General features: G+C 63.4%; 10 protein-coding genes. 4 read left to right on the forward strand and 6 right to left on the reverse strand.

The annotated features are described in order from the left end of the window. Positions 1-83: 83 nt before the first annotated feature. Complete coding sequence (locus tag KUW18_RS09270) at positions 84-1358, reverse strand: glycerophosphodiester phosphodiesterase family protein (protein ID WP_261396532.1); 1275 nt, start codon at positions 1356-1358, stop codon at positions 84-86. A 982-nt stretch (positions 1359-2340) separates the two neighbouring features. Between KUW18_RS09270 and leuA the strand changes: the two genes are divergently transcribed. Next, entirely contained in the window at positions 2341-4047 is a 1707-nt protein-coding gene (leuA, locus tag KUW18_RS09275) for a 2-isopropylmalate synthase (protein ID WP_222162845.1), read from the forward strand. 199 nt (positions 4048-4246) lie between these two features. Here leuA and epmB read toward each other — a convergent pair whose 3' ends face one another. Continuing rightward, positions 4247-5284: an EF-P beta-lysylation protein EpmB gene (epmB, locus tag KUW18_RS09280; protein WP_222561233.1), complete on the reverse strand. Its 1038-nt coding sequence runs from the start codon at positions 5282-5284 to the stop codon at positions 4247-4249. 105 nt (positions 5285-5389) lie between these two features. Between epmB and efp the strand changes: the two genes are divergently transcribed. After that, positions 5390-5956 (forward strand): elongation factor P, encoded by a 567-nt coding sequence (gene efp / locus KUW18_RS09285; RefSeq protein ID WP_206940998.1) that lies wholly within the window; start codon positions 5390-5392, stop codon positions 5954-5956. Positions 5957-6079: 123 nt separating this feature from the next. After that, on the forward strand, positions 6080-7051 hold the full coding sequence (epmA, locus tag KUW18_RS09290) for an EF-P lysine aminoacylase EpmA (protein WP_222561234.1): 972 nt from the start codon (positions 6080-6082) through the stop codon (positions 7049-7051). A 27-nt stretch (positions 7052-7078) separates the two neighbouring features. Here epmA and asd read toward each other — a convergent pair whose 3' ends face one another. The 3 genes from asd to rsgA form a co-directional block, all read right to left on the reverse strand. Then, a complete protein-coding gene (gene asd, locus KUW18_RS09295; protein WP_222561235.1) occupies positions 7079-8008 on the reverse strand; it encodes an archaetidylserine decarboxylase in 930 nt (309 codons plus the stop codon). A gap of 107 nt (positions 8009-8115) precedes the next feature. After that, the gene (locus KUW18_RS09300) at positions 8116-8946 is read right to left on the reverse strand and encodes a sulfurtransferase (protein WP_222483929.1); all 831 of its coding nucleotides are present in this window, start codon (positions 8944-8946) and stop codon (positions 8116-8118) included. A 43-nt stretch (positions 8947-8989) separates the two neighbouring features. Further along, on the reverse strand, positions 8990-10024 hold the full coding sequence (gene rsgA / locus KUW18_RS09305) for a small ribosomal subunit biogenesis GTPase RsgA (RefSeq protein ID WP_206940990.1): 1035 nt from the start codon (positions 10022-10024) through the stop codon (positions 8990-8992). 93 nt (positions 10025-10117) lie between these two features. On the opposite strand from rsgA, the gene orn reads away from it, so the two are divergent. Then, positions 10118-10705: an oligoribonuclease gene (gene orn / locus KUW18_RS09310; RefSeq protein ID WP_222237504.1), complete on the forward strand. Its 588-nt coding sequence runs from the start codon at positions 10118-10120 to the stop codon at positions 10703-10705. A gap of 80 nt (positions 10706-10785) precedes the next feature. On the opposite strand, the gene queG is transcribed toward orn, so the two are convergent. Beyond that, a complete protein-coding gene (gene queG / locus KUW18_RS09315; RefSeq protein WP_222237503.1) occupies positions 10786-11886 on the reverse strand; it encodes a tRNA epoxyqueuosine(34) reductase QueG in 1101 nt (366 codons plus the stop codon). Positions 11887-11902 lie beyond the last annotated feature (16 nt).

Consider the following 11902-nt stretch of genomic DNA (forward strand, 5'->3'; position numbering starts at 1 on the left):
CAACGCCACGGAAGGCGTTCTGGCCGGGTGGCTTGCCACCCGGCCGTTTTTACGTGGTGGGCGCTAATCTTCTAGCCGAGAGCCTAGGGCGCCAGCTCGTCCGCCATGCAGTTGGCGTACAGGGTGACCGCCGCGGGCCAGTCCGAGAACACTGCCTTGACGCCGATATCCCTGGCCATGACGTCCAGCGCGACCATCTTGTCGCCATCGTTGTCTACCACGTCATCAATGGTCTGGTGGTACCAGGCGCCATCCCGGGTCAAGGGTGCCGAGCGCTCAAAGGACCAGGCGACCAGTTCAAGTCCCGCCTGCTTGGCCTCTTCGGCGTAGACCGATGGCACGATGGGCTTGTCAGGGTCGTCGCCGGCGGCCAGCAGCATCCACATCGGCGGGGCCAGAATCTTGACGCCCATATCCGCCAGCTCCTGCATGGACGGTTGCCAGGTGCTGGGGTCGGTCACGTCAAAGCCTTCCACGTCATAGCGGTCGTCCAGATAGACGGCGGTATCTCCAAACTCGGTGTTGTCGACCCAGTAGCGCACGTCGTCCAGCAGGAATGACTGCGGAAAGACGTCGGCTGGCGCCACGCCTGCCTCGGCGTACTCATCGAGCAGCTTCTGCGCGTAGTCCTGCTGGCTCATGCCGTCGAAGGGCATCTCCACGCTAGGCGTCTTCAGCTCCGGCGTCATCTTGACCCCGAGCTGCTGGAACAGCGCGATGCTTTCGGCATGGCTCATCAGGGTGCCGCGATCGGCGTAGAGCTCTGTGCGCCAGCGGGGGTTGCCGGCCAGATAGGCCTCCAGGGTGTCGGCACTGGTGTCGACGCCATCCATGCGTCCTTCCAGGGTCTTGAACTCGGCCAGGGTGATATCGCTGGTACAACACTGGATGTCGCTGGCGTTGCTCAGGGTGCCGTCGGCATTGAAGGCTGGCGGCACGCTGCACTGGCTGGCCAGTTCGGTTTCCAGAATGTTGGTGGTGCCATGCAGGTCACACTGGGAGTGGCGGCACACCAGCTCCTTGTCTTCGGTGAAGGCTACGTCACACTCGAGCACCCCGGCACCCATTCTTGCCGCCGCCAGGTAGGACTCTTTCGTGTGCTCCGGGAACATGAGAGGCGCACCGCGATGGCCAATCGAAAAGTCGCTGGGCTCAAGCTGGTCCAGGGACGACGCACACTGCTGAAGTGTGGCCTTGAGCTCGGCGGACTGAGCGTTGTCCTCATCCATGTCGTCGATCAGGAAGTAGGGCCGCGGGCCGACGCTGACCGGTAGAGAGTTCGATGCGCTGGTGGGATCGGATGCTGCCACCGCCGAGGAAGACAGGGCCATCGTCAGCAGGCTGATGCCAACGCTCAAGCACAGGGCTGTGCCCAAAACGGCGTGACGGGGCCTGTGGGGACTGCGGTCCTGGGGGGCGGTTGGTGTGCGATATCGCGTAATAGCAAGTGGGGTGCTGTGGTTCAGCGCAACCATCTTGTGTCTCCAGCAGTGTAGGAATGACGTGGGGGATTGAATGGCCTTGGGTGCGAGGCGTGGCGTCCCGACATCGTCGAGATAGGGTGTAGGGACCGTAAAGCCGCGGCCGGGAGACAACCGGTGGCGTGCCGCCTTGTCCATGGCTTGCGGGCGTATCGGGGCCTGTGACCTGACACTTACTCTAGACGGGGTAGAGGACAAATGCGTGACAGCGAGGTAGGTCAGCAAATCAGCAGAAAAGCGTCGTTCGCGCGTACCGCTGGCGACGCTTCTGCGAGGGATGACAGGGGGCTTGGCCGCTGCGTTGCGGGCGGGGTCATGCAGGGGAATGGTTGACAAGGGCAGCCAAGACTGATTTTCTAGGCGCATGAACATGACACTTCGACTCCTCGACCTACGACTACTACTACGCGTGTAAATGCGCGTGGCGATGGCGCCTGCCCTGGCTCTTCCCGAGCCGCCTTCATCGCCTGGAGCTTGTTGCCAAGAGTTAGTCGAATCGAGGTTGAACCATGTTAGTCAGTGTCTCTTACCCCTCCACGAATCGCCCCGGCACCGACCGCCCAGCCCTTGACAGCGTTGGGATGGAACGTCCTGTGATGGATCAGCATGCCCCTGCTCGCTCAGGTGCCTGTACTCGTCATGAGCCGAGGATCGTCACGGTATGTGTGGGTGCCGATATTGATGTCACTGCGCTACGACTTATGACGCCCCGCTCTCCTTTGGTGAGCGGGGCGTCGCCGTTTATGCCTGGCCACAGCCCATAAGGCGCACGTCAGGCCTGCCAACAATAGCTCGCCAATACCGCGAGCAAGATCGTACCAACGATCGCTAGACACAGCCCGTATCCGGAGAATTCGCCATGATGCTCAACGATCCTTCCAGCAAGTACCGTCCCTTCGTCGCCGTGGACCTGCCTGATCGGCAGTGGCCCAACCAGCGTATCGAGGCCGCGCCGAAGTGGTGCAGCGTCGACCTGCGCGACGGTAATCAGGCCTTGATCGATCCGATGGACCAGGAACGCAAGCAGCGTTTCTTTGACCTGCTGCTGAAGATTGGCTTCAAGGAAATCGAAGTGGGTTTCCCGTCAGCGTCCCAGACTGACTTCGACTTCGTGCGCAGCCTGATCGAAGACAACAAGGTGCCGGACGATGTGACCATTCAGGTGCTGACTCAGGCACGTCCGCACTTGATCGAGCGCACCTTCGAGGCTCTGAAGGGCGCCAAGAAGGCTATCGTGCACGTGTACAACGCCACGGATCCGGTGTTCCGTCGTGTGGTGTTCAACGTCAACAAGGCCGAGTGCATCCAGATTGCGGTTGACGCCACCACCCAGATTCGCGACCTGATGAAGGCGGCGCCCGACACCCAGTGGACCTTCCAGTATTCACCGGAGCTGTTCACCACCACCGAGATGGACTTTGCTGTTGAAGTCGTCAATGCGGTGCGCGAGACCTACGGTGCAAGCGCCGACAACAAGATGATCGTCAACCTGCCGGCGACGGTGGAGTGCGCGACCCCCAATAACTATGCCGACCAGATCGAGTGGTTCTGCCGCAATGTCGAGCACCGTGATCACCTGATCGTCAGCGTGCATCCCCACAATGACCGGGGTACCGGCGTGGCCGCCGCTGAACTGACGGTGATGGCCGGCGCTGACCGGGTCGAGGGCACCCTGTTCGGCAACGGCGAGCGTACCGGTAACGTCGACATCGTCACCCTGGCGATGAACCTCTACACCCAGGGTGTGCATCCGGGGCTCGATTTCTCGAACATCACCCCGATCATGCGCGAGGTCGAGCACTGCAACCAGCTGCCGGTGCATCCGCGCCACCCCTACGTGGGTGATCTGGTGTTCACGGCCTTCTCCGGCTCTCACCAGGACGCCATCAAGAAGGGCATGGCGCTGCGCAAGGAAGATCCGGACAGCGTCTGGGCGGTACCTTACCTGCCCATCGATCCGCTCGACGTGGGCCGCAGCTACGAGGCGGTGATCCGCGTCAACAGCCAGTCCGGCAAGGGCGGCGTCAGCTACCTGCTCGAGCAGGAGCACGGCATCGAACTGCCGCGCCGGCTGTCCATGGAGTTCAGCCTGGTGGTGCAGGAGGTGGCCGATCGGGTCGGCAAGGAGATTACCTCGGCGATGATCTACCAGACCTTCGTCGACGAGTACCTGGCCAAGACCGAGCCCTACAGCCTGGTCAGCCACCGTCTGTCGTCCGAGCCGGACAGCCCGACGGTCATGCTTGAGGCCTGCATCGCCAAGGACGGTCAGCGCCACACCATCAGCGGTGAGGGCAATGGCCCCCTGGCGGCCTTCGTCAAGGCATTGCGCGGTGAGGGCCATGACATCGAAATCATCGATTACCACGAGCACTCCCGTGGCCAGGGCGCCGACGCAGAAGCCATCGCCTACGTTGAAGTTCGGGTGAAGGGAGAAGCCGTGTTTGGTGTTGGTACCGACGAGAGCATCACCAGTGCCTCGATCAAGGGGGTGATGAGCGCGGTGAACCGCTGCCTGTCTACCGAGGAGGTGGCACCCAACGTCACCGCCGATAGCGTGGCCTAAGCCTAAGCCTAAGCCTAAGCCTAAGCCTAAGCGCCGCCAGGCGCGATGACGAGGCCCCCGCCGCTGCTTCCCTGCGGCGGGGGCCTTTTCCTTGGCCTGGGCGCTGGCGCCCTGGTGTCACCGATCCCCATTCCTAGCTCTTGCTGTTTTCCCTTCTCGCTTTTTTCTCTTTCATTTCCGTTCGCTTTTTCTGTCGTTATTACATAGGTGTCTTGCTGGCCTCGCCGGGTATCTCACGCACCAGCGTCGGCATGAGGAAGCCAGGGAGTCGGGTGCGTAGCTCATCGACCAGGGCATCGGCCCGCGGGTCACTGACATCGAAATGGGCGGCGCCGACCACGGGATCGAAGGCATGCAGGTAGTAGGGCAGGATACCCGCCTCGAACAGCCGTTCTGACAAGGCCTCCAGGGCATCGACCGAGTCGTTCACGCCCTTCAGGATCACGCTCTGGTTGAGCAGGGTGACGCCGCTTCGAGCCAGTCGCTGGCAGGCGCGAATCACCGCGTCGTCGATCTCGTTGGCGTGGTTGATATGCAGCACCATCACCTTCTGCAGGCGCGTCTTGCCAAGCCAGTCGAGCAGCGGTCCGTCGACCCGATCGGGGATCACTACCGGCAGGCGGGTGTGCATCCGGAGGCGCTTGAGATGGCTGATGGCGTCCAGCCGTTCGACCAGCCAGGACAGTTGGCGGTCACTGGCGGCCAGGGGATCGCCGCCGGACAGAATGGCCTCCCGCAGGCTGACATCGTCGCGCAGGTAGTCGAGGGTATCGTCCCACTGAGAGCGCGAAGGCGCATTGTCCTGATAGGGAAAATGGCGACGGAAGCAGTAGCGGCAGTTGACCGCGCAGGCGGGACTGGTGATCAGCAGTACCCGGCCAGCGTACTTGTGGATCAGTCCGCGTCTGGCGGTGTGCTGCGCCTCCTGCAGCGGGTCCGTGACGTAGCCTGATGGCGTCGACTGTTCGTCGGACAGGGGCAGTACCTGCCGCAACAGGGGGTCCTGCGGGTCAGCGTGACGCATTCTGGCGGCAAAGGCCTCGGGCACGCGCACCTCGAACAGGGCGTGGCCGGCCTCGGCGCCAGGCACCAGGCTGGCATCCAGGCCAAGGCGGCGGCATAGCTCGGCAGGGTCGCGAATGGCTCCGGCCAGCTGGCGCTGCCAGCCACCGGGGGCGGGAAGGTCCGGCTCATCCGGGGCAGAGCAATGCAAAAGCGACGGGCTTCGGGTTATCATGCGGGCCATCCATCGATAGGCGCGAGGGGCTGGCCCTCGTGGAATGTCAGTCGTGTGCCGACCGGGGCCGATGGCCGGGACGGGCACCAAAAGGGAACAGATTTCATGGCGAACTATTCTACCAACGAATTCAAGGGCGGTCTGAAGGTGATGCTCGACGGCGACCCCTGCGCCATCGTCGAGAACGAATACGTGAAGCCCGGCAAGGGCCAGGCCTTCAACCGCGTCAAGCTGCGCAACCTGATGACTGGCCGCGTGTGGGAGCGTACCTTCAAGTCCGGCGACTCCCTGGAAAGCGCCGATGTCATGGATCTGGACATGGAGTACCTGTACACCGACGGTGACATGTGGCACTTCATGAAGACCGATGGTTCCTTCGAGCAGTATGCGGTGGAGAAGAAGGCACTGGGTGACAGCGACAAGTGGCTCAAGGAGCAGGTGGTTTACACCATCACCCTGTGGAACGACAACGCCATCTCCGTTACCCCGCCCAACTTCATCGAGCTGGAAGTGGTCGAGACCGATCCGGGCCTGAAGGGCGATACGGCCCAGGGCGGTTCCAAGCCGGCGACGCTGTCCTCTGGTGCGGTGGTCCGCGTGCCGCTGTTCATCAACCAGGGCGAAGTGCTGAAGATCGATACCCGCAAGGGCGAGTACGTCTCCCGCGCCTGAGGCGGGGCGAACGCCGTCGATCGACAGCAGCGATCGATTGCAGTGATCGATAGCTGTGATCGATAGCTAAACGAGGGCCACGCGATCGCGTGGCCCTTCGTCTTTTACCCAAGGTAGGCAAGCATGAACGATTGGCAACCTTCCGCCACGCTGGACACGCTGCGGCGCCGTGCGGCTCTGCTGGCAAGGGTGCGTGCGTTCTTTACCGAGCGTGATGTGCTGGAAGTGGAGACGCCTATCCTGGGGCATGCTGGCAGTACCGATGTGCACCTGGCCTCGCTGTCCTGCCAGGCCCGCACTCCCGCGGGTGCTGAAACGCTGTGGCTGCAGACATCACCAGAATTCCATATGAAGCGTTTGCTGGCGGCAGGGGCAGGCCCTGTCTTCCAGATTGCCCGCAGCTTCCGTGACGGTGAAGTCGGGCGGCGTCATAACATCGAATTCAGCATGCTCGAGTGGTATCGCCCTGGCTGGTCACTGGATCAACTGATCGAGGAGACCCAGCAGCTGATTCGCACCCTGCTACCAGACGATCCTGGCCCTACCCAGCGTCATCGATACCGAGCGCTGTTTGCACGTGAGCTGTCGATCGATCCCTTCGCGGTCGAGCTGGATGCACTGCGCAGGCTGGCCTCCGCGACCGGCGGACTGGACATGAGCACGGCGGAGCGCGATGACTGCCTGGACCTGCTGATGAGCCTGGTCATCGAGCCGACGCTTGGCCGCGACGGCATCGATGTGGTGCTGGACTATCCGGCGAGCCAGGCAGCCCTGGCCAGGCGCCATCGGGATCCCGAGGATGGCGCCTGGGTCGCCTCACGCTTCGAGGTGTACCTGCAGGGACTCGAACTGGCCAACGGCTACGATGAGCTGACTGATGCTCAGGAGCAGCGAGCGCGCTTTGCCGAAGACAATCGCGCTCGAGCCCAGGCGGGCTTGCCGGAGGTGGATGTCGACCAGCGCCTGTTGGCGGCCCTGGAGGCCGGTATGCCCGAGGGCAGCGGTGTAGCCCTGGGCCTCGACCGGCTGATTCAGCTGGCGCTCGGCAAGTCGCGTATTGATGAGGTCATGGCCTTTGCCACGCCCCGGTGCTGACCGGGGCCACTGCCACTTCCCTTAGTATCATTCAGCGCCGTCTGTTGCCGCGCCGGGCTGGTCCTCTGCCTTCGCCTCGCTGGCGTCTTCCGCTGCTGGAATTGCCTGCTGGCCGGGGTGTGCCCCCAGGCGCTGACCCATGCGAACCGCTACGGCGTTGCCCCCTTTGCCGTGCAGGGCGTCGAAGTCGACCTTTTCGGCAAAGGCCATCACCACCGTGGAGCCCAGCTTGAAACGCCCCATTTCCGCACCTTTTTCCAGATGTACCGGGCGGTCGAAGCGTATGCGTTCGACTCGGCCGGACTGAGGCGTGACCTGGCCTGCCCAGACGGTCTCGATGGCGGCGACGATCATCGCCCCGACCAGGACCATCACCATCGGCCCCTGCTCGGTATCGAAATGACAAACCAGGCGCTCGTTGCGTGCAAACAGGCCAGGCACGTGGCGGGTGGTAGCGTCATTGACCGAGAACAGCCGTCCGGGGACGTAGACCATCTCGGTCAGGGTGCCCGCCAGCGGCATGTGCACGCGATGGTAGTCCTTGGGAGACAGATACACGGTGGCGAAGCTACCGTCCTGATAGCGCGCTGCGGACAGCGGATCGCCCCCCAGCAGCTCGGAGACGCTGAAGCGATGCCCCTTGGCCTGCACCAGGCGACCACGATCAATGGCGCCCCACTGTGACAGCGTGCCGTCGGCGGGACACAGCAGTCCGTTCTCCAGCGGGCGAGCGTCGGCGGTCAGCGCTCGGGTGAAGAAGGCGTTGAAGCTTGGGTAGACACCAGGATCGCTTTCGACGGCCTGGCTCATGTCGACGTTGAAGCGCTTGATGAAGGCACGGATCAACAGGTTCTTGAGCCAGCCGATACGGCAGTCGGCGAGACGACCCACCAGCCTGGACAGTAGGTGCTGGGGGATCGGGTACTGGATCAGGGCAAACAGCTTGGCGAGGGTCACGAAATGACGGCTCCGGATAAACGGGTTGGAACAGGCTCAGGCCACCGTGGCGGTGGGCCTGAGCGTGTGAGACGTGTGGGTGGCTCTGGCGCAATGAGGCGGCGGCGTCAGCCCTCGATCGGCGTATCGTCGCGGTTGCCCCATTCCTTCCAAGAGCCGGGATAGGCGCGGATGCGCTCGAAGCCCAGTGCCTTGGCCACCAGCCAGGTAAAGCCGCTGCGGTGATGGCTCTGACAGTGAGTGACCACTTCCATGTCTGGGGTGATGCCCATGGCGTCCAACTCGGTGATCAGCTCCGCATAGTCGCGCAGACGAAGTGAACGCTCACGATCCATGGCATCCGTCCACTCCATGTTGACCGCACCGGGCAGGTGACCACGGCGCTTGTTGTCGCCTTTGGTGCCCTCGAACTCGCCCACGGAGCGGGCATCCCAGATAGCGAAGTGGTCGCTGCCCAGTCGCTCCTGCAGCTCGAGCCGGTCAATGGCGACCTCGGGGTTAAGGATCTCGGCCTGGTAGTCGGAGGCGGTGGCGGCGTGCTCCTCGGTGGACTGGGGCAGCCCCTCGGCTCGCCAGGCATGAATCCCGCCATTGAGATAGGAGTAGCGGCGATGGCCGATCAGCTCAAGCGTCCACAGCAGGCGCCCGGCCCAGCCACCCCCTTCGTCGTCGTAGGCCACCACGTGGGTGTCGCGGGTCAGCCCGAGCGACGAGAACAGGGCTGACAAGGCCTCAACGTCGGGTACGTCGTTGGGCACGTCGCCACTGCCTTTCAGCAGTCGGCGGTGGTCCAGGAAGATCGCCCCTGGGACATGGCCCTGGGCGTAGCTGTCGGCCTTGAGCGGTACGTCGATCACCAGGATATCCTCGTGATCCAGCACGCCCGCCAGGTCCTCTGGCTCGGCGATCAGGGGCAGCAGATTGTCTTCTGAGCTCATGGGGGTCTCCTTCTGGATCATCCTGACGATAGCGGCGGCGGATTTAGGTCGGGCTATCCAGACTATCGACGATGCGACGATAACTGGCAAAGCGATCGGGGTGAATAGCGCCAGCATCGACAGCATCGAGCAGCGCACAGCCCGGTTCCTGCCGGTGGCGACAATCGCGGAAGCGACACAGGCCGAGGTAGGGTGCGAACTCGATAAAGCCCTCGGTCACCTGGCGCTCGTCCAGGTGCGTCAAGCCAAACTCGCGAATACCGGGGGAGTCGATCAGCTCTCCCGCGGCAAGGCTGTCGCTGGGTGGCGGAAGGCGATAGAGCTGGGCCGTTGTGGTGGTGTGCCGGCCCTTGCGAGAGTCCTCGGAGAGGGCGCCGATACGCAGCTCCTCATCCGGTAGCAGCCGATCGATCAGCGAGGACTTGCCAACCCCGCTTTGCCCGACAAATACGGAGGTGCGGTCGGCGAGCTGAGCATACAGATCGTCCAGTCCACCCGCGTGAGCGGTGGTCGTGGCGACCACCTGATAGCCAATATGGCGGTAGCGGTCGAGCAGCGCGCGCAGCTCACCGCCTTGCTCGGGCAGCAGATCGGTCTTGTTGAGAACCAGCACCGGCGTAATGCCGGTGGCTTCGGCGGCGACCAGGTAGCGGTCGATGAGTCCGGCGTGGGGCTCGGGCTCTACCGCGAAGACGATCAGGATCTGGTCGATGTTGGCGGCCACCGGCTTCAGCAGCCCGCGCATGTCCGGGCGCTCAAGCACATTGTCGCGCTCGCCCCTGGCGACCACCACACCGCTACCGTCCTCGCCGGCGCGCCAGATGACACGATCTCCGGTGACCAACCCCTCGAGGTTGGCTCGCAGATGGCAGCGAGTCGGGGTATCACCGGCCCGCTCAGCGACATCCAGCGTGCGTCCGAAGTGAGCAATCACTCGGCCGTCGCGTTCCGCGCCGTATTCGCCAGCCGCCAACTTCTCGTCGTCCCGCCCAGCCTTCTTGGCGGCTCGCTCGGCACGTTCGGCCTGGATCTTCTCGATGCGCCAGCGTTGCTGACGGCTCAACTTGCGTTTGCTCATGAGCACCTGATGGTCGGTACAATGGGCGGCATTGTACCTACCCGGACGCCCCCTGTCCCGACAGCGGGCGCCCTACGACGCAAGGAAACGATCATGGCTGATGCATCTGCCGCACAGGCTCCCACCACACCGCGAAGCGATCTGCTGATCTGGATTGACCTGGAAATGACCGGATTGGATCCGCAGCGAGAGCGGATCATCGAGGTGGCGACGCTGATCACCGATGGCGATCTCAATGTCATCGCTGAGGGGCCTGTCATCGCGGTCAACCAGAGTGAGGCGCTGCTGGCCGGCATGGACGATTGGAATACCCGCACCCACGGTGAGTCCGGGCTGGTGGAGCGCGTGCGCAAGAGCACCGTCGACACCGCCGAGGCCGAACGCCAGACGCTGGCCTTTCTGGCGGCCCATGTCGCCCCGGGCAGCTCGCCCATGTGCGGCAATTCGATCCACCAGGATCGGCGATTTCTGGAGCGTGAAATGCCCGAACTCTGGGCCTTTTTCCACTACCGCAACCTGGATGTCTCGACCCTCAAGGAACTGGCCAAGCGCTGGAATCCCGAGGCTCTTGAAGGATTCTCCAAGCGCAACGTGCACCTGGCCATGGATGACATCAAGGAATCCATCGCGGAGCTTGCGCACTATCGCAAGACCTTCCTCAAGGCGAACGTCAACGACTGAATTGCTCAGGGGGCTTTGACGACGCCGTCGTGATTCGCTGGTGTGCTCGGCCAACCACAAGGGCGTGCCAGCGGCACGGGTTACTGGGTCGGAATCAGCGCTGGGCGTTGACGGCGCTGACGTTCCAGCGCCCAGCGCACATGCTCGCGCACCAGCTCGGAGGGGTAGGCCAGGCGCACCAGTAGCGCACTTTCGATGGCGGAACTCCATGGCGCATTGCCAAGCCCCACGGCCAGGTTGCGCAGCCAGCGTTCGTAGCCGATGCGGCGAATCGGGCTGCCGGCGGTACGCTCGAGAAACTGCTCCTCGCTCCAGCCGAACAGGCTCAGTAGCGAGACCCTGTCGAGGTCATGGCGCGGGGCGAAGTCCGTTTCGTGGCTGACTCGGGTGAAGCGGGTGAACGGACAGACCAGCTGGCAGTCATCGCAGCCAAACACCCGGTTGCCCATATCGGCCCGAAAGCGTTCAGGAATGGCACCGTGAAGCTCGATGGTCAGGTAGGAAATACAGGCTCGGGCGTCGACCACCTTGTCGTCGACGATGGCGCCAGTGGGACAGGCGCTACGGCAGGCGCTGCAGCTGCCACAGTGCTCCTGCTCGAAGGGCGCGTCCAGCGGTAGCGGCAGGTCGGTATACAGCTCGCCCAGAAAGAACATCGACCCCGCCTTGGGGTTGAGCAGCATGGCGTTCTTGCCGAACCAGCCCAGACCTGCCTTGCGGGCCAGGGCACGCTCCATCACCGGGGCTGAGTCGACAAAGGCGCGATAACCGAAGGTGCCGACTTCTGCTTCGATCATCTTCGCCAGGCGCTGCAGGCGCTTGCGCATCAGCTTGTGGTAGTCGCGCCCAGTCGCATAGCGTGACACGTAGGCTCGGTCAGGCTGGCCAAGCACCTTGGTGGTCTCGACCTCCGGCGGCAGATAGTCCAGGCGTACACTGATGACGCGGATGGTTCCGGGCTCCAGTTCCGCAGGCCGGGTACGCTTGGTACCGTGCTTGGCCATGAAGCCCATTTCGCCGTGGTAGCCAGCCGCCAGCCAGCGCTCCAGATAGGCCTCGTCTTCGCTGAGGTCCACATCGGTGATACCGAGCTGCTGAAATCCCAGCTCGCGCCCCCAGGTGCGGATGCGGGCTGCCAGCTCGTGAAAATCGACGTCGGCGCGCGGAGACGATGCGGACATGAATGAGGACAACCCT

The organism is Halomonas sp. DP5Y7-2 (assembly GCF_019802025.1).
Lineage (GTDB): Bacteria > Pseudomonadota > Gammaproteobacteria > Pseudomonadales > Halomonadaceae > Halomonas > Halomonas litopenaei_A.

Coding starts and splice junctions, on each gene's coding strand:
- queG (WP_222237503.1), bottom strand. CDS start 11,886: ATGTCCGCATCGTCTCCGCGCGCCGACGTCGATTTTCACGAGCTGGCA.
- leuA (WP_222162845.1), top strand. CDS start 2,341: ATGATGCTCAACGATCCTTCCAGCAAGTACCGTCCCTTCGTCGCCGTG.
- orn (WP_222237504.1), top strand. CDS start 10,118: ATGGCTGATGCATCTGCCGCACAGGCTCCCACCACACCGCGAAGCGAT.
- rsgA (WP_206940990.1), bottom strand. CDS start 10,024: ATGAGCAAACGCAAGTTGAGCCGTCAGCAACGCTGGCGCATCGAGAAG.
- epmB (WP_222561233.1), bottom strand. CDS start 5,284: ATGATAACCCGAAGCCCGTCGCTTTTGCATTGCTCTGCCCCGGATGAG.
- KUW18_RS09300 (WP_222483929.1), bottom strand. CDS start 8,946: ATGAGCTCAGAAGACAATCTGCTGCCCCTGATCGCCGAGCCAGAGGAC.
- efp (WP_206940998.1), top strand. CDS start 5,390: ATGGCGAACTATTCTACCAACGAATTCAAGGGCGGTCTGAAGGTGATG.
- epmA (WP_222561234.1), top strand. CDS start 6,080: ATGAACGATTGGCAACCTTCCGCCACGCTGGACACGCTGCGGCGCCGT.